The sequence below is a fragment of the Chitinophaga tropicalis genome (assembly GCF_009758205.1).
Taxonomy (GTDB): Bacteria; Bacteroidota; Bacteroidia; order Chitinophagales; family Chitinophagaceae; genus Chitinophaga; species Chitinophaga tropicalis.
Genome location: NZ_WRXN01000001.1, coordinates 225,010 through 250,109, shown reverse-complemented (window position 1 = coordinate 250,109; position 25,100 = coordinate 225,010). Strand labels below are relative to the sequence as shown.

The window sequence follows — 25,100 nt, the reverse complement described above, 5'->3', positions numbered from 1 at the left end:
ACTGCTCAAAAAAATGGGTTTTGCCAAAGGCAAGACCCTTTTTTTTGAGAGGAGACCGGTCTACGACCGGCCGGAGATAAAGGCAAAACCCATTTTTTTGAGAGTGGAGGGCTGACCTGCGGCCAGCCGGAGAAATATTTAATACCTTTACAGCCTCAATATAAAACTATCATTTGCAAGCAACTATTTACAGATCAACAGGTAGCTGGTATGTAGCCAAGACGGCTTCGGGGGAAGTATTCCAGGCCCGTATGAAAGGGGTAATGAAAATAGATGAGGAGATCTCTTCTACCAATCCCATAGCCGTGGGTGATATAGTGGAAATTGTACCGGAAGACGGAGACGCTACCGCCAATAATGCCATGATCACTGAAATTGCTGACAGAAGAAATTACATTGTACGCAGCTCTCCTCATAAAAAAGGGAAGCAGAAACATATTGTGGCCGCTAACCTTGACCAGGCCATGCTGATCTGTACAGTAAAAGAGCCAAGAACTTCCAATGGTTTTATGGACAGGTTCCTGGTTACAGCTGCTGCTTATCATATTCCTGTTACCCTGGTGTTCAACAAAAAAGACATTTACAGGGAGAAAGAGCTGGATAAATTTGCCGGTTTGCAGGCCCTGTATGAGGATATCGGGTACAAAGTACTGCTGGTATCTGCTGTTACAGGAGAAGGGATAGAGGAGCTGAACGCTGCTATGAAAAATAAGATCACCCTTATGTCCGGGCATTCCGGCGTGGGTAAATCCTCGCTGATCAACCGTTTGCTGGGGCTTGAGCTGAGAACCAAAGCGGTAAGCGGCTGGAGCGGGAAAGGCTTGCATACCACCACTTTTGCGGAAATGTATGATATACCGCAGGGCGGGCAGCTGATAGACACTCCTGGTGTCAGGGAGTTTGGCGTGGTGGAGATCGAAAGGACTGAATTATCGCATTATTTCCTGGAAATGCAGCCATATCTGAGCAGGTGCCAGTTTAACAACTGCCTGCATATCAATGAGCCCGGCTGTGCCGTCAAAGCGGCTGTAGATGCCGGGGAAATAGATGTGGATAGATATGTCAGCTATGCTTCTATACTGGAATCTTTACAGACAGAGTCATATTAATGCTGAATCATACTAACGATCCTTCTTTTTCTTAGGCGCGCTCATTTCATCCAGCAATTTTTCCGCACCCCAGTTCTTGCGGGGAGTAGGACAGCCGGTTTTCCGTGTACGGCAGGCAGATAAACCTGTGATGGACAGTATCATCACAAACAATAATAATCTACGCATATAGGGACCCTTTAAGCATTAAAATACCCTGCCATCCATCTGTTTGGATGACGATCTGTTCTGCTTTACATTTTTAGCTCCATAGAAATTATTGCTGGGGCAACCTGTACGCTCGGTAGAGCAGCTCATGGCCATAAAGGCACATGCCACCATTAAGAATAGTAACTTTTTCATAGGGCAAGGTGTTAATATTAGATGCAAGATAATTAAAATATGTTACTTGCCGTCCGGTTCGCCCTTGAACCAGCCGGAGTACATCAGGTAATTGTTGGCAATACGGTCTATTTCTCCGCTGATCAGGGTCTGGCTGATGTCTTTCACTTTTTTGGCGGGTACGCCTGCATAGATAGACCCGGGTTCTACTTTGGTGCCTTCCAGCACTACTGCGCCTGCAGCAATGATGGTATTGCTGCCTATATGAGCATTATCCATTACAATGGCCCCCATGCCTATCAATACGTTATCTTCAACAGTGCAGCCGTGTACAATGGCGTTGTGACCTATAGATACGTTATGGCCGATAATGGTCTTTGTTTTCTCGTAGGTACAATGGATCACGGCGCCGTCCTGGACGTTCACCTTATTTCCCATTACTATGCTGTTCACATCTCCCCTGATCACGGCATTGAACCAGACGCTGCATTGATCTCCCATTACAACATCGCCGACGATAGTAGCATTAGGTGCAATGAAGCAATCGCTTCCCATTACTGGCAGAACTCCTTTTACAGGTAAGATAACAGGCATATAGTAAGTTTAAACGCAAAAGTAAAGAAATTCGTATTGGTACCTTCCTGGCGGGTAAAACCCTTTTTGAGAGGTAACTGGTCTGCCTTTGGCAGACTGCCGGAGATAAAAGGCGAATCCGTATTTTTGCCGGCAGAATGAACAACAGACAACTCTTCCTGAGACACCTGGCGCAGCTCTCTGATGCGCCGCTGGCACTCGAAATAGTGAAGGCCTCCGGTATGTATATGTGGGATACGGAAGGCAAGAAGATCATGGACCTTATAGCAGGTATCAGCGTATGTAATGTAGGACATTCCCATCCTGCGGTGGTACAGGCTATCCGTGAACAGGCGGAGCAGTATATGCACCTGCTGGTATACGGAGAGATCATACAAACGCCACAGGTAGCATTTGCCACGCTTTTAACAGAACAGCTGCCTGCTTCCCTGAACAGTGTATACTTCACCAATTCCGGTGCAGAAGCAGTGGAAGGGGCTATGAAACTGGCCAAACGTTATACTGGCAGAACAGAGATCATTGCGTTTGAAAAAAGTTATCATGGCTCTACGCAGGGCGCTATGAGCATTATGGGTGATGAATCCTGGCGGAATGCTTACCGGCCGTTATTACCCGATATACAGCATCTTACTTATAATACCTGGGAAGCGATTGACCGTATTACGGAACGCACCGCCTGTGTTGTGGCAGAAACTGTGCAGGCAGAAGCCGGAGTATATGTGCCGCAGAAAGAGTGGCTGCAGGCGTTGAGAAAGAAATGTTCTGAAACCGGTACCCTGCTGGTGCTGGATGAAATTCAGTGTGGCCTGGGAAGGAACGGTACGTTGTGGGCCTTTGAACAATCTGGTATTGTGCCGGATATCCTGTTGCTGGGTAAAGCATTGGGTGGCGGTATGCCTATGGGGGCTTTTATAGCTGACAGGGAGATCATGTGGTCACTTACCAACAGGCCGGTATTAGGTCATATGACCACTTTTGGCGGTCACCCGGTAATGTGTGCCGCTGGTCTGGCAGGATTGCGCGTGTTGCTGGAACAACGGGAAGAGCTGGTGGATGGTGCGAAAGCAAAAGGTGAATTATTTCATCGTTACCTGAAGCATCCTGCCATTAAAGAGATCCGTTCTCTCGGTTTGATGATGGCTGTTGAAATGGAGAGTTTTGAGGTGAATAAGAAGGTGATAGACCGTTGTATTGAGAAAGGAGTATTGACAGACTGGTTCCTGTTTGCGCCTCAATGCCTGCGTATTGCTCCGCCGTTAATTATTAATGAGGAGGAGATAAAACAGGCATGCGATATTATTCTTGAAGCAATTGATGCAGTATATAATAAAGCCTCCGTTTAACGGAGGCTTTATTATATACTGTGATCAGAACTGTAATTTGAAGCTACCGAATACACCAAAGCGCCGGCTTGCACTTTCATCGGGCAGTTGTGCAGGTGTAACCCGCCATACAAAATCCACACGAAGAAACTTAAAGATATTCTCAATACCGGTACCTGCTTCCAGGTAAGGATTACCCTGTAATGAACGGAAAGGATAGCCCAGGTTAAAGTTCATATTTTTATTGGCGGATGATAGCGTGCCTATCACTCCTTTGGCTGTCCAGAACTGTCGCCATTTCAGTTTTTTGATTAATGGAATGTATCCTAAAATACCATTGCCGATGGTGTGCTCAATGTTGAAACCTGCATACTGATCGCTGATGAACTCATAGCGATTCATCATATTGAAGGCATATTTATTATAGTAGTAGATCTCGTTGCCCGGATGAATTTCAAGTAACTGATATGGCAGTGTACCGAATATTTTGCCACCAAAAAAGTTATAGTATAACAGACCGAATGGCGGGATCTTTACATAGTCAGATACTGTCATAGACAGTTTGTGATAACTGTTACCGCTGTTCATAACGTTACGGATACCGACTGCATATTTCATTTCTACGATCGGATATTTACTGCCCAGGCTGTAACGGTAGAAATTACCTTCTAAAAATTCTTCATGGTATGCATATCTTACTTTCAACGAGGCCTCCATATTCGTGAAAAGATCGGTACCATCAGGTTTTACTTCGAAGAGATCTTCTGTTGGCAATGGAGTATAGGCATTATATTTCCGGTGTACCAATGCTAACTGATGAGAGAAACCACTATAGTATTCCTTGAAAAACTCAAACCGTTTTTCTTCTATCATCATAAACTTTTGCGGTACGCCGCTTTTGCGGATGGCCAGTGTAAAGATGTTATCCATTCCGACTTCATCATAGTAGGTTGCGCCGTTATCGAAGTCTTTCGTGTATGCGCCGTAGATGTATGTACGCGGATGCCGTTTTAATAACCAGAGCGCAGACATTTTACCTTTCACTGCTTCATCTTTAAAGCCATATGCCAGATAGCCGTAGAGATAAATGTTTTTGTTGAACGAAGGCGTAGTACCAAGATCGAGCCGTAAGCGGAACCCTTCTATCCTGTTCTGGCTGAAGAGATAATAGTAAGGGCCCCATTCCCAGTTCCCAAGTGGTTTATAGCCGGTAGCAAGGAAACGGATGGTATTTGAATACTTCTGGAAAAGTGGCATTTTTTTCAGTGTATCCACCATCCTGTAGATACTTATTTCGTTACTGCTGAGATCTTCATGTCTTTTGTGTGACCAGAAGGAATCCTGCCTGTGAGTAGCATTTTTCAGCAAGACTATATTCTGCGGATAACGTTTATCGTCAAAGATGTTTGTAATGGTAGTGTCGTCAGTGACAATGTCCCGGTAAGTTGTTGTTTTACGGCCTGTAAATTCGAGTGTTTTTAAAGGATTTGGGCTGGGTGTCCAGAAGTCGGCGATAAACTTATCTTTTATGAGGAACCATGAGCCGTTGGGGAGTTGTTTAAATTCCTGTACCAGGCTTATTTTCCGTACAAAGTTGATGTTGGCTTCTTTGGGAACTGATAGAGTGGTTTTCTGTACGGCATAGGTTGTATCCTGTACCCAGATGTCTCCTATAAATGTGTTTTCTCCTTTCCGTTTGGGTGTAAAGTTCAGTTTAATGTAGCGGTGATTACTTACATATTGTGTATCTGCAATGCGATAATTATAGTAGAAAGCGCCGTTATTGTTAATAGGGCTGACAAACTCTTTATCAAGAACAGGAATGAAATTGTCGTAAATATTTATGTTCTGGTACATGCCTCCCAGGTATTTACTTACGCTTTCGTTATCCAGCCCGGAGTTACGGCTGCCTTTGATGATCTCTTTACTTTTCTTCGGACTTTTCTGATAATAGTAGTCGGAAATACTTTCGGAAAGGAACATGGGGAGAAAGGGCTTTTCGTCTGAGGTGCTGTCGATGTTATCGAGCAGGAATGCAAAGGGTTTGGTAAAACGGTTCCTGGACAGTTTTTCTTTGTTGATGTTTTTCATGTCCAGTTCCATCTTATTGTACACTTCGTATTTATAGCTTTCAAAGTGATCGTAGTTATTCTCCGGCTTATGCTTTATGATCTGTTTAAGAAGGATCAGTGCAAAGTTGACATTGGCTTTTATTTCGTGTGTTTTAAGGGAAAGGTCTGAGCGTATTATTTCAAAATTGAGGGTCTGTTCTGCGGTATTACGTTTTACGGGCAGGGCGGTGATGTTATATCCCATTACTCTTACCAGCAGGGTATCTGAAGGGATGTTATTCAATTCAAAGAGGTAAGTGCCGGAGGCGTTGCTGACCATGCCGGTGGCGGTACCTTTAAATTGGAGGGTTGCAAAGGGAATAATTTCCTGCGAGTGGGCATCTCTGACCACTCCGCTTATCCTGTATTGCTGGGCATGAAGTGCCGGGCAGCATAGGGTTATGCAATATAACAGTGTAATTAGTGGTTTCCAGCCTCGCATATAGATGGCAATATTGCAATTATTTAACGTTCAAAAGCGGCTATTCCCCTATATAGCTGATTATACCGTCAGGTAAGAGGATTGTGTCGCTTAAACGATGTTAGTTGCAGGTTGATAGGTTCTCATAGCTTTCGTATACTAAGATGCACATTTATTTTATTATGTGAAAGCCTGAAAACGAAGAAATATTTTGTTATATGTCAAAAAAGAGTAACTTTGATTTACAAAGTACTTTAATCATGACAGAACAGCAACATCTGGAGGTATTAAGTGACATCAAAAGGATGATGGAGCGGAGCAGCCGCTACATGTCACTAAGCGGCCTGAGTGGGGTATTTGCGGGTGCAGTTTCCCTGATAGCGGCAGGCATTGCTTACTACTGGTTGCATGATTACTATACACAATGGAACACTTCCGGCCGTTTTGATCCTGCCGCCTTTGACCTGCTGAGGATACGCCTGATAGTACTGGCGGTGACGGTGATGGGCCTGGCTTTTGCCGGTGGTACCTATTTTACCTGGAAGAAAGCTAAGTTCAATAAACTGCCTGTATGGGATGCTACTTCCCGTAAGGTATTTATTAATGGTTTGATACCTATGGCAGCCGGAGGGGCGTTCATAGCGGGGTTGTTATACAATAACCTGGAAGTAATGGTAGCGCCTTCCTGTCTTGTGTTTTACGGACTGGCCCTGGTAAATGCAAGCAAGTATACGTTGACAGACATACGTTACCTGGGTATAGCAGAGATAGGCCTGGGTATACTGAATGTTTTCTTTTTGCGGAAAGGACTTTATTTTTGGGCTATAGGTTTTGGCATAATGCATATCCTCTATGGAGTGATCATGTGGTGGAAGTATGAGAAAGGCGCCGCCAAAGAGGAATGAACTGTTTTGAAAAAGTAAAGCGCAAGCTGTGAACAATCCAATAGGAAATTTAAATAAGGTATTTGATAGCCGTATACGCCTGGGCGTTATGAGTATACTCATGGTGAACGAGGAAAGCAGCTTCAACGACCTGAAGCAGATGCTGGAGCTGACAGATGGGAACCTGGCTTCCCACCTCAACACATTGGAGGAAAACGGCTATCTGAAAGTACATAAGGGATTTGTTGGCCGTAAGACCAATACCACTTATTCTATTACCAAAGCGGGCGAAAAAGCCTTCAAGGGGCACCTCGCAGCACTCGAAAATATGATCCGCTCTATTGAGTGATTTTTTTTGCCTTTACACTTTGAAATACAAAGCACTTTAAACTAAACTAATATGGAAATCGTCAATCCTGAAGGGAAGGGAAAACCTTCGTTCTTTGAAAAATATGCCTATGGCATAAAAGCCTTGCTGATAGGCATCCTGGTACTGGTATTGCTTATTCCCGCTGCTATGATCATGGGGCTGATCTCTGAACGGGAACAGCGGCAGTCTGAAGCCACAGGGGAAGTAAGCGGGAAATGGGGTAATGCGCAAACTATTACCGGGCCGGTACTGGTTATACCTTATGTCAGCAAACCGGGAGAAACGGCCATTGCAGTGTTCCTGCCTGAGAAGCTGACCATCAATGGAGAATTGCTGCCAGAAATACGCCGCCGGGGTATTTATGAAGTAGCTGTATATGGGTCTCACCTGCAGCTGAGCGGTAGTTTCCCTGTACCAGATGCTGCCAGCCTCAATATTCCGGTTGAAGCGTTGTTGCTGAAGGAGGCTTACATTGCTGTTGGGCTGAGCGATATGCGTGGCATCAGCAACCAGGCCGGTGTACAATGGAACGGAAAGAGCTATTTCTTTAATCCCGGCGTGCCGGCCAATATCCTGCTACCCAGTGGTATGCACACAAGGATACCATTGGAAATGAGTGATTCCGGTCTGACAGCCAGTAACTTTGACATTAACCTTGAGCTGAGAGGGTCAGGACAGCTGTTCTTCTCTCCTGTTGGGAAAACTACTGCTGTGAATATCAATTCCAGCTGGTCAGATCCTAAATTTGACGGGGCTTATATTCCTGTTAAGCATGATGTACATGCAAAAGGATTTGCGGCCTCCTGGCAGGTGTCTAACCTGAACCGGAATTTTCCCCAAAGCTTTACAGGAAGCAGTCATAACCTGCATGCGGCAGATTTTGGCGTGAAATTATTCCTGCCTGCAGATGGTTACCAGCAATCTACCCGGGCGGTGAAATATGCTATTCTTATCATCGGACTAACTTTCCTTGTATTTTATTTCATAGAGCTGTTGCAGCGTACTTCTGTTCATCCATTACAATATATACTGATAGGCCTGGCTTTGTGCATTTTCTATACCATGCTGATAGCCCTGGCTGAACAGTTGAATTTCAGCATTGCTTACCTGGTAGCCGGCCTGCTTACAATAGGACTGGTAACGGCTTATACGGCCAGTATTCTGCGAAGTGCCCGAATGGCGCTGGGAATAGGCGGAACGCTCACTATCCTGTATGGATTTATCTATGTCATTATCAGGTCTGAGGACCAGGCATTACTTATGGGTAGTCTCGGATTGTTTATTATACTGGCGGTTGTGATGTACTTTAGCCGGAGAATCAGGTGGGCTGAATTATAAACAACAAACCGTTTCAGTATGAGTACCGGTCATTATCTGCGGCAGCGCGCCCGGAGTTTCATGTTTGCTTTCCAGGGAATAGCTGCTTTTCTGCGCAGTGAACCCCATGCAAGGATACACGCTGTGGCAACGGTGCTGGTGATAGTGGTCGGCTGGTATTTCAGGTTATCTGCCAATCAGTGGATAGCATTACTGATAGTTACGGGTATGGTGTGGATCACTGAGATGCTGAATACAGTTATAGAGAAGATCATGGACCATTTATCGCCGGAGTATCATCCGCAGGTGAAGTGGATCAAAGATGTAGCTGCGGGAGCGGTATTGGTGGCCGCGATCGTGGCGGCTGTTACCGGGTTTGTCATTTTTGTCCCTGTACTATTAAAATGAAAACGGAGATAAACTGAGATCAATAAAAAAACGCTTTAGCCGGGAGGCTAAAGCGTTTTTTTATTGGCTGAAAATTCTTTTTAGAAATCGACACCCATTCCGAAATACCAGATGGGACTGCCGCGGAAGAAGGCTATCATTGGCCAGCCTGCATCTATACGCAGGAAGTAGCCGGCGATAGTGGTGCGGGCGCCAAAGCCGTAACCTGCAACAAATGGTCCGAGGAAACCTTCTTTCACCTTCACAGTTACAGTACCGTCAGGACCGGTATAATATGTGTAATTGGCATCTTTAAAGTTCAGTTTTTCGTTCCAGGCAGTTCCTATGTCGAGGAAGGACGTTACCTGGAAGTTACGCACGATAGCGGAGTTGATTGGCCTGTTCATAAACGTAGCGAATACCGGCAGGCGTAATTCTGTGTTCATCACCATTACGTTGTTACCGTTACGGGCGTTCTGTTTATAACCACGTAAAGGGTTGGCCAGTGTCTGGTAAGCGTAGTTGGCGCTCATGTTTACAGGTGTATTGGTGTTGATCTTAGGGATCAGCCAGTTATCAGTACCACCCAGGTAATACAGGAGTTTGCGGGTACCCCAGGAGATATCGGCAGAGAAGCGTGTGGCCCAGATAAAGTTGCGGAAAATGGATTCATAATGTCTCCAGTCCATACCCATATTATAGGTGAATTTGCCTTTACCTACAGAAGAGCCCTGGTCAAAGATATCGTTAAGGTTACCGTTGATCTGTGCGTTCATGTCTGCATAGATCTTATAACGGGTACCATGCCAGATGTTGATAGCCGGGTTGATGGTATTGTCGTATACGTATTCCAGTCGTAATAAAGCGTAATTGTCTTTATAGTCCTTCAGTTTCAGGGTGGTCTGATCTGAAGCTGCTATTACGAATTTGTCATTACGCAAACCTACCTGCATGCGGATGCTTCTTGCTTCATCAAACGGATAGCGTACATCCAGCTGGAAGAGGTTGGTCTTCATTTTAGCGGGGAAGTCCAGCAGGATTGAGCCGCTGCTGTCTGTGCCCAGGCTGCTGTATTTATCTACTTTGCGGTAGTAAGTGAATTTGAAGTCGAACCGTTTTTTCAGGTAAGCGGCAGAAATGAAATATTCGGTACCATCCAGTGAAGATGGGATACGGAAACCACCGCTGATCTTGTAATCTTCCATCAGGTCACTCACGCCGATGCGGATCAGTCCGTTCAGCGGATCTGTGAGGCGGATAGGGCTTGTAGGGGGACCAGTAAACGGCTGATAGCGGTTGATCAGTATGGAGTTATCCAGTTGTACGATCAGGTAATCTGAAGAGAATTTCAGTTTGTAAGGCAGCAGTTTTGCTTTTTTCAGTACCGGCTCTATGAGCGGGATCTGTACAGCGCTGTTTTCTGCAGCTACGGTGGAGGAATCGGCAGGTTCATTGCCAAATTCGCTCTGGAAGAAATCGTTATGTTTAGCGGTATCTGTTTTGGGTTTGGCATGATAGGTAGGCAGGCCCAGACGGACGCTGTCTTCTCTCATCTGGCGGGCCCTGAAAGCTGTAGGCCTTGCGTTGATATTCCTTTTGCGAAGGGTTACGGTATCTATTCTCAGCTTCTGGAGATTTTTATATCCATATTGCTGTATCACCTGGGATACCTCTCCCTGGTCGCCGGCTCCCCTGGATTCTTTAATACCAAAAGAATAGTTGGACAGCGGGAAGGTGTAGGTAGAGTCTTTGGTGATGGATACGGCCATAACGGAATCGGGCGCTGTACTGCCATATTCGGCCAGGGCGGAGTCCAGTTCGGTCTTGTCAGGGTTGGTCAGGATCTCTGAGCCTACGAAGAAGAGGGAGTCTACTCCGGCGCGCTCAGTTTTGAAGAACCCTGCATAACGGTTACGGATACCGTTGGCGTCAGACACAAAGGTGAAGTGGGTAGTGTTGTACTGCAAAGGAAGGCGTGCATCACCGTATTTCAGGTCTGTGAGCTGGGAGATCTGTTTCTGAGAGCTTTTGTTCCAGTTATCTACCAGGAAGATGTTGTAATGACCGGCCGGAAGTACGGTATCGCCACTTTTAGCGGTTGGCGAAGGCCTGTTAGAAGAGTAGATGATACCGCTCTTACCCGGGAACGCCACAAAGGAGGGGTCCAGGTCATCATAAACGTCGTTCGTGATCTGGTCTACCTTGTTATTGGCAATGCTGTAGGTGTAGATATCGGTATGACCGTTCTTTACGGCAGACAGCAGCAGGGAGTTATCGTATTCGAAGAAATACTTCATATCTATCACCCTGTCAAACCTGGTAAGGTCGTGTTTGGTGGAAGTCCTGGAGATCAGGTCATAGACCATGAGTTTGGTCATGCCTTCATGTTCATAAACGATAGCCAGGCGGTTCCCTTTCTGGTTCCAGGCCAGCAGCGGGTAGTTGGGATCGAGCTGGCTTTGCTGCATTCTTACGCCACTGCGCAGCAGGATCTTTGGTTTTACATCGCCTATCTGGATCTGTACCCTGTAGAGGCCTTTCTTGAATTCCACCACTGCATAGGTGTTGTTCTTCGGGTTGGCCTGGAAGCGGTAGAAATCTGACTTTTTCAGTTCTCTGGCGGCAATGGTACGGCCGCGGGTCACCTGGCGGCGACGGCGGTTGTCTTCCTGGTAGCGTTTTATGTTGAAGGCCATGAAATCTTTCATGGCATTTTTAGGCTTCTGGTTAAGTACCTGTTCAAAGCCTTTTTTCAGTCCGCGGTTAATGCGGGAGATATACATCAGGTAAGGAACGGCGTCTTTACCATATTTACTTTCTACATAATACCAGAACGCCTGACCTGCCAGTGCGGGTTTTTCGTAGGCCAGCTGGTAGAAGTCCTTATATCTGCCGGATTGGATGGCATCTTTCAGCTCTTCGTCGAGTTTAGGGTTCCAGTTCTCAGCAGCATAGGCAATAAATCCGTCGGTGAACCATTTGGGGAAGTCTATCAGAACGGCATTACCCGCAAATTCGCCGATATCTTCCCCGAACAGGAGATTTTCAAGCATAACGCGGGCAATTCCCTGGCGTATTAACATACGCAGGTGATCATGGTCTCCATCAAAGTAAACGATCAGCTTGTTGCCCACCAGCTTGGTAATACCGCCGGTGTTCTGCCAGTCAACGCCAATGCCTATATTGGATTGCTTCATTTCACCGAAGCTGTTGTACACCACAATATTTACCCGCTGGCGGAAGGTGAATTCCATGAACTGTTCCAGCTGAGGTAATTCCTTTTCTGCAACCTGTGCCACGTATTTACCCAGCTCTAAACCGTTTTGGCTGAAATAAGTATTAAAATGGCGGGTCTGGTAATAACGCCATTTGAAATTCTTATGCTGTATGCGGTTTTGTCCAAATTCCACGGTGTTGGTCTGTGCCTGGGATAGATACGAGCCAAGTAATAGGGTACCGGTAATTAATAACCTGGTAGTAAATCGGTTCATACAGAAAGTATTGATAATATTGCGTTCTGAATTAAAAATAGCAAAAATCGGCAACAATGATGGAAATACAACATTTCACCTTTAATCCGTTTCAGGAAAATACCTATCTACTCATTAACGAAAAAAGGGATTGTATAATTATAGATCCGGGCTGTTATTTTGAAGAAGAAAGAAAAGAACTACTTACATACATCGAAAGAGAGGGGTTAAATGTTACCCGTCTCCTGAATACACACTGTCACCTGGACCATATTTTCGGAAACCGGCTGGTTGCTAAAACGTATGGCCTGGGGCTGGAAATACATGCCCTGGATAAAGTAGTGCTGGACAGACAGGGAGAAATAGGAAAAATGTATAATGTACCTTTTGAGCCTTCTCCTGAGCCATCACGTTACCTGGTGGAAGGGGAAAAGGTGTTTCTGGGAGAGGATGAACTGGAGGTGCTGCTTACTCCCGGTCATTCTCCCGGAAGCGTATGTTTCTACAATGCTGCCCGGCGCTTCGTTATAGGGGGAGATGTATTGTTCTACCAGAGCATTGGCCGTACAGACCTGCCTGGCGGTGACCACCAGACTTTATTAAACAGCATACGGGAGAAATTGTTCGTATTGCCGGACGATGTGAAGGTATATCCCGGTCACGGGCAGCCTACCACTATTGGTTTTGAGAAGAAACATAACCCGTTTTTGCAATAAGTAGTTATGCTATAAGGGGCTGTATTGCCTACAGCGCCTTATAGTTTAGCGAGGATCTTATTAAGCACCGGTATCCTTTCAAACTCTTTTTTCTCCATTTTCAGCACAAACCAGGCATATGCTGCGAAGAACACTGTAGCCACTAAAAGCGGCAATGGCTTCAGCGCATATACGTCTCCGGGAGAGAGCAGTGTTCTGTTCAGGAAGCTGAACAGGTAGTAGGTCAGCACGGCGGTGATGATATAAGTAAGGATGCGTGGCAGGTGATAAGGTACCGGGTAAAACTTCTGTCCCAGTGCATAACAGATGCTCATCTGTACAAAGTAGCATACCATAGTGGCCAGTGCAGCGCCGAAATACCCCATAGTGGGTATCCACCACCAGTTGAGCAGGAATGCCAGCGCAGCGGTTGTAACCGTAATGAAAGCTCCCATCAGGGTACGGTCTGTCAGTTTGAACCAGATAGTGAGGTTATAATAAATGCCCAGGAACATATTGGCCAGCAGCAATACCGGTACTATCTGCATACCGGGATAATATTCCGGCCGGCGCAGGAAAATTTTCCATATGTTCAGATAGAGGCTTACAAAAAGGAACATCAGGCAGAGCATCACTACAAACAGCTTCATGATACGTGCATATACTTTCTGCGGATTAGCGCCTTCTGCCTGTTTAAAGAAGAAGGGTTCCGCGCCTAACTTAAATGCCTGTATGAACATGGTGATCAGGATGGCCAGCTTGTAGTTGGCGGCGTAGATGCCTATCATCTGTTTTTTGACCAGCATGCTGTTTCCCGGCAGGAACTGCGGGAGGAACCAGGCCCTGTCAAAGGTTTCATTCACCATACCGGCCATACCAACTATGATGAGCGGAACTGCATAGGTCAGCATCTGTTTCCACAGGTGATTATCAAACTGCCAACGGATCTTTAATATCTGCGGGATGAACAGCAGTAAAGTAACACCACTGCCCAGCATATTACTAAGGTAGATGTAGCCCACCTGGTTGCTGCTTTTAATTTCGGGCAGCCAGGTATTGCCGGAGGCATAGAGTTTAGGTATGATGACGAGGAAGAGGATATTAAAGCTAATGGTGCTCAGTATATTTGCAAGGCGTATAATGGCATAGCGGACAGGCCTGTTCTCCAGCCGGAGCTGGGCAAAGGGGATGGCGGTCAGTGCATCGAAGGCCATGATCAGCACTATGTAAGTATAGAAAGAAGGTTTTCCTGCAAGCCCGCTCAGTTCTCCTACATAGGAATTGATGATGGTGCCACGGAAAAGCAGTAGTAAGAAGGTAAAGCTGATGGTAGTGACCAGCAGGGAAATAGTAGCTGTACTTAAGACTGTCTGGCTGTTCTCTTTTTTTGCAAAGCGGAAAAGAGCGGTTTCCATACCATAGGTCAGCACGATGTTCAGGAATGGAATATAGGCATATACCGTAGACATTTCTCCATAGGAGGCCTGGGTCATCAGCTCCAGATAGAGAGGGGTGAGAAAGTAATTAAGCAGCTTGCTTGCTATGTTACTAAAGCCGTAATAAATTGTCTGTCCTGCCAGTGATTTTATACTCAATGCCCTGAATTTTTTGCCAAAATTAATTATTCCAGTCCTTTCCGGCGCTGCTGTTTTTTATCGGACAAGCGTTTTTTGAACTGCAGCCGCTTTTCTTTTTCGGCTTTGGAAGGTTTGGTGGGCACTCTTTTCTTAGGTTTCAGCAATGCTTTATGCACCAGTTCGTTCATTTTTTTTACTACCAGCTGTTTGTTACCCAGCTGGGTGCGTTCTTCCTGGGAACGTACCTGTAGCAGCCCCTCGGCATTAATGCGGTGGGCCAGTTTTTCCTGTACAAGGGTTTTCTGTTCGTCAGTTAACAGGGAGGACGCCGCCACATCAAAGTAACCTTCCACCATGGTTTCCACCTTATTAACGTTTTGTCCGCCTTTTCCTCCGCTCCTGGCGGTGCGGAAGGTAATTTCGGCGGAGAGATCTATGGCCATTTTATTAACGTTTCTTTATAATTGATTATCGTAATTTGATAAAGGTAAATGATTTTAAAATCCCCTTACGTATGTCTTTCTTCAATCCTATACAACTCCGCGTTCTGAAAACAAGCTGGATACCAGTTGCTCTTGCATGTTCAGTTATGATGATCACCGGTTATCTGCTTCCCGGCCTGCTTCCGGAAAACCCGGAGCAATCTGCGCTGCTACTTGCGTCTGCCGTTACTTTCCTGATGGTGACGTGGGAAGCTGTGGTAAAGAAAGACTGGAAGCAGCTGGGTATTATGACTGTAGTGGTCATTGCAGCGGAATACCTGTTGTCTTTGTTATTGGGAGCAATTGTGAAGCAGGGAATTCAGAATATGCTTTTTGTGTCTTACGTGAATGGGTTTGCAACGGTGCTGGTAATAGTGATGACCCGTTTTTACCTGAACGGGATGGGAGATAAACCCGGTGCGGCGTTACTGGCAGCAGTCATTTATTCTGTGATGCCTAAAACGGGAGATCCTTTGGGATTTGTGCGTATGCCTGTGGATATTCATCTTTCTATATTACAGCGGGAGGTGTTTCACATGGCAGTTAACGTGCTTGTTACGGGCTGCACGTTTGTGTCTTATTATGTGATCATGTTCCTGACAGAGAACAGTTTCCGTGTTCCTGCATTCTTTGCGAAGCTGCAGTCCAGGTTGCAGACAACCGGCAGATGGGAATATTTCTTCATTTTCCTGAGCGGGTGGTTTGCCTATATGGGTGCTACCGGGGAAGTGAACCAGGTGCTGGCTTTCTTTTTTGAGGCTAATCTCAGGCCGGTATCAGAAATAGCGGTGTACATACTGCGGATGCTGTTACTGATGCTGCTGATCTATTCCTGTGCGGGACTGATACGTAATGTGATCATGGGCAGGATGTTGTCTGCCGGAGGGTATTCTCCCTGGACGATGATCCTCCATTACATTCCCCTGCTGAATATTGCCGGTCTTGCAAGCCTGTTCTTTTCCAGGGAGAAGCCTGCCAGCCAGGTAGAACATGCAGTTACTTACCTGGAAGGCAACCGGAAGGATGCGCAGTATTTTATGATCGCTGCCGGAATTTTTGTTACCCTCTATAACATTTACTGCCTGCTGACCGAACCAACAGGGTTCCGGTTGCCTGTTATAGGGTTGCTGTTCGGGATCTATATCCTGAAGATATTTGCATACGCGCGTCTGCGTGCGGGTAAATCCTATCTTTACCTTGTTACCGTGCTAAATGTGATCACCATTCTCTTTGCTATCAATGAATTTCTGCTGATATCCCTTTCTTTCCTGTTCATGTACTATTATCTGCTGACAGAGCTGTTCTATCCGCAGCTTGAAATAGAGGATACCATGCAATATCCTGAACCGGAGCAGCACGATATTTTTACACATACCGCGTAATTCTTTTTAATTTCCGCTTTTTATAAATCATACCTACACATGCGTGCAGTTATACAACGTGTGTCACGGGCTTCCGTGACCGTAGACGGAAACATTACCGGCAGTATCCGGGAAGGGCTGCTGGTGCTGCTTGGAATAGAAGATGCAGATAATGCGGAAGACATTGCCTGGTTAAGCAATAAAATAGTTAACCTGCGGATCTTTAATGATGAGGGAGGTGTAATGAACCTTTCCCTGAAAGAGACGGGGGGCGATATATTGCTGGTAAGCCAGTTTACCCTGTATGCAGCTACGAAGAAAGGCAACCGTCCGTCCTATATTAAGGCCAGTAAACCGGATGTGGCTATTCCCCTGTATGAACAAATGATTAAACAGATGGGGGCAGATCTGGGAAAACCGGTGTTTACAGGTATCTTCGGGGCGGATATGAAGGTAGATCTGCTGAATGACGGACCTGTTACTATTATTATTGATACCAAAGTAAAAGAGTAAATTCATTTATAATATGACTATTAAAGAAGCGCAGGAAAAGATCGATGGCTGGATCAATACGGTGGGAGTGCGTTATTTCAGCGAGCTGACCAATATGGCTATCCTGACGGAAGAAGTGGGAGAAGTGGCGCGTATTATGGCGCGGCAGTATGGAGAGCAGTCATTTAAGGAATCTGACAGGAAGAAAGAGCTGGCTGATGAGCTGGCAGACGTGATGTGGGTGTTGTTGTGCATAGCCAACCAGACGGGCGTAGATATGACTGAAGCCCTGGAAAAGAATTTTGAGAAAAAAAACATCCGGGACGCCAACAGGCACCGGGATAATGAGAAGCTGCAATAAGGCAGGTTTTTTGATAAAAATACAATATGAAGCTCCCTAAACTAGTACGTGACTACTGGAAGATCCTGAAGCAAACGGCCGTTGATTGCATGGATGACAAGGTATTCAAGCTGAGTGCCGCCCTTTCCTATTATACCGTTTTTTCTATTGCTCCCATGCTGATCGTGATCATCACGCTTTGCGACATATTCCTGGGGAAGGAGGCTATAGAAGGCAGCATTTACGGGCAGATCAATTCCCTTGTAGGGAATCAGGCTGCGTTGCAGATACAGCAGATGATCAGGAATGCCTCTCTTTCCGGCGATTTTACCTGGGCTACCATTGTGGGGGTGGTAACGCTGGTGATAGGCGCTACCAGCGTATTCGGGGAGATCCAGGATTCTATCAACTTTATCTGGCAGCTGAAGGCCAAGCCGAAGAACGGCCTGCTCAAAATACTCATTAACCGGGCATTGTCCTTTTCTATGGTGATAAGCCTGGGTTTTATACTTATGGTATCCCTTATCCTGAACGGTATTATTGAGCTGTTCAGCAAGCAGCTGGCCCATTTGTTCCCGGAAGTGACGATGGTGCTGATCTACGTGGTGAACCTGGCCCTTACCTTTTTCATTATCACCCTGTTATTTGCCATCATCTTTAAGGTGCTGCCGGACGCCAAGGTGAGGTGGAAGCATGTTTTTACCGGGGCTATGGCCACTTCTGTCCTGTTTATGGTAGGAAAATTTGCCATAGGTCTTTACCTGGGTTCCAGCAAGGTAGGTTCTGCCTACGGCGCAGCCGGTTCTATAGTGATCATCCTGCTCTGGGTATACTATTCCGCTATTATCCTGTATTTCGGGGCTGAGTTCACCCAGGTATATGTACAGTACTATGGGGGGAAGATCCAGCCCAATGAATACGCTGTCTGGGTGAAAGAAGTGCCGGTGGAAATGGAGGAAGAACCCAGGACACTGGATATATCTACTCAAAATCCGGGCTAACTGTCAACTTTTATTCCGAAAACCCTTATTATATTTGCGCCATTATGGCAACAGATCAGAACAAATTCCAGGCGATCATCTCGCATTGTAAAGAATATGGCTTCGTTTTCCCGTCCAGTGAAATATATGACGGTTTAAGTGCAGTTTATGATTATGGCCAGTATGGCGCACAGTTAAAGAAGAATATCCGCGACTACTGGTGGAAGAGCATGACCCAGATGCATGAGAACATTGTGGGGATAGATGCTGCCATTTTCATGCACCCGACTACCTGGAAGGCTTCCGGTCACGTGGATAATTTCAGTGATCCTATGATCGATAACAAAGACAGCAAAAAACGTTATCGTGTGGATCACCTGATTGAAGCACATGCAGAAACCCTGCCTGCTGCTGAGGGAGAAGCCCTGCTGGCACAGATGGATAACCTGCTTAAAGAAAATGACTTTGCAGGTCTCAAAAAACTTATAGAAGATAAAAAAATAAAATGCACTGTCAGCGGTACTTCCAACTGGACAGATGTACGTCAGTTCAACCTGATGTTCTCTACACAGCTGGGTAGTGTAACAGACGAGGCAAGTGAAATATACCTGCGCCCGGAAACGGCTCAGGGTATCTTTGTAAACTTCCTGAACGTACAGAAGACCGGCCGTATGAAAATACCTTTTGGTATTGCACAAACCGGTAAAGCTTTCCGTAATGAGATCGTAGCCCGTCAGTTCATATTCCGTATGCGTGAATTTGAGCAGATGGAAATGCAGTTCTTTATCCGCCCTGGCACTCAGAAAGAATGGTATGCCTACTGGAAGGAAGAGCGTCTGAAGTGGCATCTGAGCCTTGGTGTTTCTCCGGAAAAGTATCGTTATCATGATCACGTGAAGCTGGCGCACTATGCTGATGCGGCTGTTGATATTGAGTATGAGTTCCCGATAGGTTTCAAGGAAGTGGAAGGTATTCATTCCCGTACAGATTTTGATCTGAAAAGCCACCAGGAATACAGCAGGAAGAAGATACAGTATTTCGATACTGAGATCAACCAGAACTATGTGCCTTATGTAATAGAAACCTCTATTGGTCTGGACCGTATGTTCCTGCTTACTATCTGTAATGCTTATGAAGAGGAAGATCTGAGCAAAGACGGTAAAGAAGACAGCCGCGTGGTGATGAGATTTCCTGCAAAGCTGGCTCCTATACAACTGGCTGTATTCCCGCTCACTAAGAAAGATGGTTTGCCTGAAATAGCGCGTGAGCTGATGGATAAATGTAAATCTTCCTTCTTTTGCTTCTATGAAGAGAAAGATGCCATTGGTAAACGCTACCGCCGCCAGGATGCTATTGGTACGCCTTTCTGCGTAACGATAGATCACCAGACGAAAGAGGATAATACCGTAACTATCCGCTACCGTGATAGTATGGAACAGGAAAGGGTTCCGCTGGATAAAGTGAAAGAGATAGTACTGAATAAGATCAACGAATAATTAAATATAAAAGGAGCGGTACCCCGCTCCTTTTTTTTATCCATAGAGTTCCTGGTGAATAGCATGCCTGTCATACCCCATAGCCAGTATCCGCTGTTTAGCTTCATCTATCATGTTCTTCCATCCGCAGAGAAAGAAATGAGCGGGCTGTTTATTCAGTCCCACTAATTCCTCATAGATGAGATGTACATACCCTTTTCTGCCTGTCCACTGGTTATCTTCCCTGGAGAGGGTGGGCAGGTAACGGAAGCCGGGCATTTCTTCCTCCAGTTTCCGCATCTCGTCTGCATAAAGCAGGTCACACTGCTGCCGGCAGCCGTAGATCAGGTGGATGGGGGCATGGGGAATGTTATGGCTGTTAATGTAGTGAGCCATGGCCCTGAAAGGGGCTATGCCGGTACCGGTGCAGATGAACATTAATTCTTTATCCAGGTTTTCAGGCAATACAAAATGGCCCAGGGGGCCTTTCAGCACCAGGGTGCTACCTTCTTTTATTTCATTGAAAAGGTAGGTAGTGCCTGCTCCTCCTTCCAGCAGTACAATAACCAGCTCAATTTCGTTGGTGCCATCCGGCGGAGAGGCTATGGAATAGCTGCGCCAGCGTTTGTTCTTTTGTTCGTGAATAGGAAGGTCCAGGGTAACAAACTGACCGGCTTTGAAATCAAACACCTCTTTTCCCTGGATCCGGATCCAGAACCTGCGCGTGTTATGCGTTTCCTGTACAATGCGGGTCACGACCCCGTTATACCATTGGTCCAGCATTTGTGTGGAATTTAGTTATTACTAAATATAAATAAAATAGTTCAGGGGGGCGCTTCCCGGAGGTGAAAGCGAAATTTAAGCAATTCCGTATCTTTGCAACCCTCATGAATATACAGGCTGTTTTACAACTGTACCAGCGAGATACCCGCCTGCAACAGCTGGTGAAAGGGATACATTTGCCCGGACCACAGTATTTCCAATTAACAGGATTAACCGGTAGTGCCACCACGTTTATTGCGGCGGGAGCGTGGGAGCTGGCCAATTCCGTGAATCACCTCTTCATCCTGAATGATAAAGAAGAGGCTGCTTACTTTCATAATGACCTGGAACAACTTTCCCAGGCCCTGGATATCTTTTATTTCCCGGATTCATTTAAGAAGACCGGTCAGTTCAATGAGCTGAACAGCAGTCACAATATGCTGCGTACTGAAGCGCTGATGAAATTCTCCGGCAGTGGCGTACATAAAAAGGTACTGGTCACCTACCCGGAGGCGCTATGGGAAAAAGTAGCGGCTTCAGTAGCCTTCAGCAGCAACATGGTGCAGCTGAAAGTAGGAGATGTGCTTAAAGTGGACGAGCTGCTGGAAAAGCTGGTAAGCTGGGGCTTCAGTTATACTGACTTTGTGTATGAACCCGGGCAATACGCACTACGCGGAGGGATACTGGACATCTACTCTTTCGGTAATGAGAAGCCATACCGTATAGAGCTGTTCGGAGACGATATAGATTCCATCCGCCTGTTTGATCCGGAAAGCCAGCTCAGTGAAAGGAAGCTGACGCAGGTAACCCTGATAGCCAACATGGATACCCATGGGCTGGAGCATCAGAAAACCTCTCTGCTGGACTTCCTCCCGGAAAATACCATTGTGTGGATGAAAGATCCTGCCTATGTGCAGGATGTGATCCTGGGGCTGGAAGAAAGACTGGACGCGTGGCTGCAGACAGGGCAGCAGGTGAAGGTAGGAGATGATGAGACAATGACCCTGTCAGAGGACGATTTCGTAAAAGCGCATCCGCTGATGCAGCAGCTGCTGCACCGGCATTGTGTTGTGTTTGGCGGCAGACAATGGTGGGAAGAAACGAACCGCTCCTATACGCCACTTAACTTTGAAACGCAGGAACAGCCGGTATTTAACCGGCAGTTTGAGATGCTGATCAAAGACCTGGACGCTCATAACAGGAATAAATATTCACTTTTCATCTTTGCAGATAATGCCCGTCAGCTGGAAAGGCTGCGGAGCATCTTTGAAGACCTGAAAGCAGAATTTACCTTCTACCCTATTCCCATACCGGTAAGCCACGGTTTTATAGATCATACGCTGAAGCTGGTATGTTATACAGATCACCAGATCTTCCAGCGTTATCATAAGTACAAGGTTAAACAGGCCTACAACAAGAACAAGGCTATCACGATGAAGACGCTGAGGGAACTCCAGGCGGGCGATTTTGTGACGCATATTGATCATGGCGTGGGTGTTTACAGTGGGTTACAGAAAATAGAAGTAGGGGGTAAAATGCAGGAGGCCATCAGGATCATTTACAAGAATAATGACCTGTTGTATGTAAATATCAACTCCCTGCATAAGATCAGCAAATACACGGGTAAAGAAGGCGTAGAGCCCCGCGTGAATAAGCTGGGCAGCGATACCTGGGATAAGCTCAAGGAAAAGGCTAAAACACAGGTTAAAGACATTGCGAAAGATCTTATCAGGTTGTATGCCGCCCGTAAAGCACAGCAGGGTTTTGCACATTCTCCGGATACTTACCTGCAGACAGAGCTGGAAGCATCCTTCCTGTATGAAGATACGCCGGACCAGAGTAAGGCTACTACCGATGTGAAGAGAGATATGGAAGCGTCTTCCCCGATGGACAGGCTGGTATGTGGCGATGTAGGCTTTGGTAAGACGGAGATAGCCATACGTGCAGCATTCAAATCGCTCGTAGATGGGAAGCAGGCTGCTGTACTGGTGCCTACCACCATACTTGCCTTCCAGCACTATAAAACTTTTTCAGACAGGCTGAAAGATTTTCCGTGCACAGTAGATTATCTGAACCGTTTTAAATCAGCCAAAGAGAAAAAAGAGACGCTGAAGAAACTGGCTGAAGGAAAGATAGATATCATTATCGGTACACATGCGCTGCTGAGCAAAGACGTGAAGTTTAAGGATCTGGGCGTACTGGTAGTGGATGAAGAACAGAAATTCGGTGTATCTGCAAAAGAAAAGCTGAAACAGTTCAAGGTAAATGTGGATACTCTTACACTAACGGCCACACCTATCCCAAGAACATTACAGTTCTCGCTGATGGGCGCGCGTGACCTGTCTGTGATCAATACACCTCCGCCTAACCGCCAGCCTATTGAAACAGAGCTGCATGTGTTTGATCATGACCTTATCCGAGATGCTATTTACTTTGAGACAGAACGTGGCGGACAGGTATACTTTGTATACAACAGGGTGAAAGGACTGGGTGAGATGAGCAGTCTTATCAAAGGGCTTTGTCCTGACCTGTCTGTAGCTACAGCACATGGGCAGATGGAGGGACATGAGCTGGAAGAAGTGATCCTTGATTTTATAGATCGTAAGTATGATGTACTGGTATGTACCAATATCGTTGAAAGCGGTGTGGATATTCCCAATGCCAATACCATCATTATCAATAATGCACATCACTTCGGTTTGAGCGATCTGCATCAGTTGCGTGGGCGTGTGGGACGGAGTAATAAAAAAGCTTTCTGTTACCTGTTATCGCCACCTGTCAGTACGCTTCCCGCAGATAGCCGTAAGCGCCTGCAGACGCTGGAACAGCATAGTGAGCTGGGCAGCGGTTTCCAGATAGCTATGCGGGACCTGGATATTCGTGGTGCGGGTAACCTGTTGGGCGGAGAGCAAAGCGGTTTCATGGCAGAGATAGGATTTGACATGTATCAGAAGATACTGGATGAGGCTATCCGCGAGTTGAAGCAGAATGAATTCCGCGACCTGTTCAAGGAGCAAATGGAAGAGAAGAAAGATTTTGTGAGCGACTGTACCATTGACACTGACCTGGAAATACTGATCCCTGACAGTTATGTGGAAAGTATACAGGAACGTCTGAACCTTTACCAGGAACTGGATAACATCACAATAGAAAGTAAGCTGCAGGCATTTGAAACAGAGCTGCAGGACCGTTTCGGGCCTGTGCCTGAGCCGGTGAAAGACCTGTTGTGCATGATACGCTGCCGCTGGATAGCTATCCGTTTAGGTTTTGAAAAGATGATGCTGAAAGATGAAACGCTGCGTTGTTATTTTATCAACAACCCGGATTCGCCTTATTTCGAATCTGCTACTTTCAATCATATACTTGTGTACCTGCAAACAAGAGTGAATAATGCGAAGTTAAAGCAGGTAGGCAAGAACTTTATGCTGGTGGCAGACCGTATACGTTCAATGAGTGATCTGTATGACTTCCTGAAGGCAATGGAAGATGCGAGAACATAAGCAGACTTTCTGAAGAGATATATAAGTAATCGCCTCCGCATTTTACGCGGGGGCGATCTTTATTCAGGAATATTTTTCTTTTTCTGTAACATATTGAGTGGTGGTGCGTTCAAGGCTAAATGTTAAATTGTGTTAAGATATTAACACGTTTATGGAACCTCATAAAAAGTAGCATCATATAGCCAAACAACGGAAACCACAAACATTAAAATTTAAAAACTGAATAATTATGAAAAAGGTAATGTTTTTACTGACAGGATTAGGATTAATGATCTCTTCTTTCAGTCAGGCACAACAAACAGATAACAAACCCCCGGTAAGAAAAATTGAGGTGACAGGATCTGCGGAAATAGAGATCACCCCGGATGAGATCTATCTTGACATTGCATTGCGTGAATACAAGAATAAAACAACAAAGGTAGAGATCGGTGTGCTGGAAGCTCAATTGCAGAAAGCGGTGAAAGATGCCGGTATACCTGCAGAGAACCTGACCATTGCCAATGTATTTGGCAGCAACTATGATCAGTGGTGGAAGAAGAAAAAGAAGGATGCTGATTTCATGGCTCGTAAGCAATACCGTCTTAAGCTGAGCAAGCTGGATAAGGTGAATGATATACTGGGTAAAGTAGATGATGAAGGTATTGAGAGCGTGAACATAGCGAGCTATACACATTCTAAAATGTCTGATTACCGTAAGCAGGTGAAGACGAAAGCGTTACAGTCTGCTAAAGATAAGGCTACCTATATGCTGGAAGGTATTGGAGAGCAGGTTGGTGGTGCGTTGGAGATCCAGGAGATAAATACTGATAACTATTCAGATAATATTTCGCAGGTAAGGTTGGCTGGTTTTGCTAACAGTGTAAATTATGAAGCTGCGGCTGCTCCTGCGGATATTAATTTTAAGACGATTAAGGTGCGTGCGGAAGTAAGGGCTACGTTTTTTATTAAATAGTGCCGGGGAGTTTATAACTGCGCAAAAAAAATCGCTTTTGCCAAAGGCAAAAGCGATTTTTTTTGCGGGGGGATTTTGGGCCTGCGGCCGGCTGAAAGCGTTGTTTAGAGAGCGAATGGCTGGTTGAAGGTATAAGAGTATGTTTTTACTGCGGCTGGCTGAAAGCTAAAAATAAAAA

21 protein-coding genes and 1 pseudogene are annotated in these 25,100 nt (G+C 45.9%); 14 read left to right on the top strand and 8 right to left on the bottom strand.

The window, feature by feature from the left end:
- Positions 1-173: 173 nt before the first annotated feature.
- The gene (rsgA, locus tag GO493_RS01085; protein WP_157304218.1) at positions 174-1,109 is read left to right on the top strand and encodes a ribosome small subunit-dependent GTPase A; all 936 of its coding nucleotides are present in this window, start codon (positions 174-176) and stop codon (positions 1,107-1,109) included.
- 12 nt (positions 1,110-1,121) lie between these two features.
- Here rsgA and GO493_RS01080 read toward each other — a convergent pair whose 3' ends face one another.
- Genes GO493_RS01080 through GO493_RS01070 form a run of 3 tightly spaced genes read right to left on the bottom strand, consistent with a single transcriptional unit; the run spans position 1,122 to position 2,024 of the window.
- Entirely contained in the window at positions 1,122-1,277 is a 156-nt protein-coding gene (locus GO493_RS01080; protein WP_157304217.1) for a hypothetical protein, read from the bottom strand.
- A gap of 18 nt (positions 1,278-1,295) precedes the next feature.
- On the bottom strand, positions 1,296-1,451 hold the full coding sequence (locus tag GO493_RS01075) for a hypothetical protein (RefSeq protein ID WP_157304216.1): 156 nt from the start codon (positions 1,449-1,451) through the stop codon (positions 1,296-1,298).
- 42 nt (positions 1,452-1,493) lie between these two features.
- Positions 1,494-2,024, bottom strand: a complete 531-nt coding sequence (locus GO493_RS01070) for a gamma carbonic anhydrase family protein (protein ID WP_157304215.1) — start codon at positions 2,022-2,024, stop codon at positions 1,494-1,496.
- 137 nt (positions 2,025-2,161) lie between these two features.
- On the opposite strand from GO493_RS01070, the gene GO493_RS01065 reads away from it, so the two are divergent.
- Positions 2,162-3,367 carry an aspartate aminotransferase family protein gene (locus GO493_RS01065; RefSeq protein WP_157304214.1) on the top strand — a complete coding sequence of 402 codons (1,206 nt, stop codon included), beginning with the start codon at positions 2,162-2,164 and terminating at the stop codon, positions 3,365-3,367.
- 24 nt (positions 3,368-3,391) lie between these two features.
- Here the strand turns inward: GO493_RS01065 and GO493_RS01060 are convergent, their stop codons facing one another.
- Complete coding sequence (locus GO493_RS01060) at positions 3,392-5,899, bottom strand: DUF5686 family protein (RefSeq protein ID WP_157304213.1); 2,508 nt, start codon at positions 5,897-5,899, stop codon at positions 3,392-3,394.
- Positions 5,900-6,138: 239 nt separating this feature from the next.
- Here GO493_RS01060 and GO493_RS01055 point away from each other — a divergent pair, with 239 nt between their 5' ends.
- Genes GO493_RS01055 through GO493_RS01040 form a run of 4 tightly spaced genes read left to right on the top strand, consistent with a single transcriptional unit; the run spans position 6,139 to position 8,857 of the window.
- Complete coding sequence (locus GO493_RS01055) at positions 6,139-6,783, top strand: hypothetical protein (protein WP_198315419.1); 645 nt, start codon at positions 6,139-6,141, stop codon at positions 6,781-6,783.
- 28 nt (positions 6,784-6,811) lie between these two features.
- Positions 6,812-7,111 (top strand): winged helix-turn-helix domain-containing protein, encoded by a 300-nt coding sequence (locus tag GO493_RS01050; RefSeq protein ID WP_317165387.1) that lies wholly within the window; start codon positions 6,812-6,814, stop codon positions 7,109-7,111.
- A gap of 51 nt (positions 7,112-7,162) precedes the next feature.
- Entirely contained in the window at positions 7,163-8,470 is a 1,308-nt protein-coding gene (gene creD / locus GO493_RS01045) for a cell envelope integrity protein CreD (protein ID WP_157304211.1), read from the top strand.
- 18 nt (positions 8,471-8,488) lie between these two features.
- The gene (locus tag GO493_RS01040; protein ID WP_157304210.1) at positions 8,489-8,857 is read left to right on the top strand and encodes a diacylglycerol kinase family protein; all 369 of its coding nucleotides are present in this window, start codon (positions 8,489-8,491) and stop codon (positions 8,855-8,857) included.
- Positions 8,858-8,937: 80 nt separating this feature from the next.
- Here the strand turns inward: GO493_RS01040 and GO493_RS01035 are convergent, their stop codons facing one another.
- Positions 8,938-12,327, bottom strand: a complete 3,390-nt coding sequence (locus GO493_RS01035; RefSeq protein WP_157304209.1) for a hypothetical protein — start codon at positions 12,325-12,327, stop codon at positions 8,938-8,940.
- Between the two features lie 56 nt (positions 12,328-12,383).
- Between GO493_RS01035 and GO493_RS01030 the strand changes: the two genes are divergently transcribed.
- Complete coding sequence (locus tag GO493_RS01030) at positions 12,384-13,022, top strand: MBL fold metallo-hydrolase (RefSeq protein WP_157304208.1); 639 nt, start codon at positions 12,384-12,386, stop codon at positions 13,020-13,022.
- 38 nt (positions 13,023-13,060) lie between these two features.
- Here the strand turns inward: GO493_RS01030 and GO493_RS01025 are convergent, their stop codons facing one another.
- Positions 13,061-14,596, bottom strand: coding sequence for a lipopolysaccharide biosynthesis protein (locus GO493_RS01025; protein ID WP_157304207.1), 1,536 nt, complete (start codon positions 14,594-14,596; stop codon positions 13,061-13,063).
- A gap of 26 nt (positions 14,597-14,622) precedes the next feature.
- Positions 14,623-15,003 (bottom strand): annotated as a pseudogene (arfB, locus tag GO493_RS01020) (alternative ribosome rescue aminoacyl-tRNA hydrolase ArfB); the annotation flags it as partial.
- 89 nt (positions 15,004-15,092) lie between these two features.
- Between arfB and GO493_RS01015 the strand changes: the two are divergent.
- Genes GO493_RS01015 through GO493_RS00995 form a run of 5 tightly spaced genes read left to right on the top strand, consistent with a single transcriptional unit; the run spans position 15,093 to position 19,729 of the window.
- The gene (locus GO493_RS01015) at positions 15,093-16,442 is read left to right on the top strand and encodes a hypothetical protein (protein ID WP_157304205.1); all 1,350 of its coding nucleotides are present in this window, start codon (positions 15,093-15,095) and stop codon (positions 16,440-16,442) included.
- A 39-nt stretch (positions 16,443-16,481) separates the two neighbouring features.
- Positions 16,482-16,934 (top strand): D-aminoacyl-tRNA deacylase, encoded by a 453-nt coding sequence (dtd, locus tag GO493_RS01010; RefSeq protein WP_157304204.1) that lies wholly within the window; start codon positions 16,482-16,484, stop codon positions 16,932-16,934.
- A 13-nt stretch (positions 16,935-16,947) separates the two neighbouring features.
- The gene (locus GO493_RS01005; RefSeq protein WP_157304203.1) at positions 16,948-17,274 is read left to right on the top strand and encodes a nucleotide pyrophosphohydrolase; all 327 of its coding nucleotides are present in this window, start codon (positions 16,948-16,950) and stop codon (positions 17,272-17,274) included.
- Positions 17,275-17,300: 26 nt separating this feature from the next.
- Positions 17,301-18,254, top strand: coding sequence for a YihY/virulence factor BrkB family protein (locus GO493_RS01000; RefSeq protein WP_157304202.1), 954 nt, complete (start codon positions 17,301-17,303; stop codon positions 18,252-18,254).
- A 44-nt stretch (positions 18,255-18,298) separates the two neighbouring features.
- Entirely contained in the window at positions 18,299-19,729 is a 1,431-nt protein-coding gene (locus GO493_RS00995; RefSeq protein ID WP_157304201.1) for a glycine--tRNA ligase, read from the top strand.
- Between the two features lie 36 nt (positions 19,730-19,765).
- On the opposite strand, the gene GO493_RS00990 is transcribed toward GO493_RS00995, so the two are convergent.
- A complete protein-coding gene (locus tag GO493_RS00990) occupies positions 19,766-20,491 on the bottom strand; it encodes a ferredoxin--NADP reductase (protein ID WP_157304200.1) in 726 nt (241 codons plus the stop codon).
- Positions 20,492-20,595: 104 nt separating this feature from the next.
- Between GO493_RS00990 and mfd the strand changes: the two genes are divergently transcribed.
- A complete protein-coding gene (gene mfd / locus GO493_RS00985; RefSeq protein WP_157304199.1) occupies positions 20,596-23,970 on the top strand; it encodes a transcription-repair coupling factor in 3,375 nt (1,124 codons plus the stop codon).
- A gap of 229 nt (positions 23,971-24,199) precedes the next feature.
- The gene (locus GO493_RS00980) at positions 24,200-24,922 is read left to right on the top strand and encodes an SIMPL domain-containing protein (protein ID WP_157304198.1); all 723 of its coding nucleotides are present in this window, start codon (positions 24,200-24,202) and stop codon (positions 24,920-24,922) included.
- Positions 24,923-25,100: the final 178 nt, after the last annotated feature.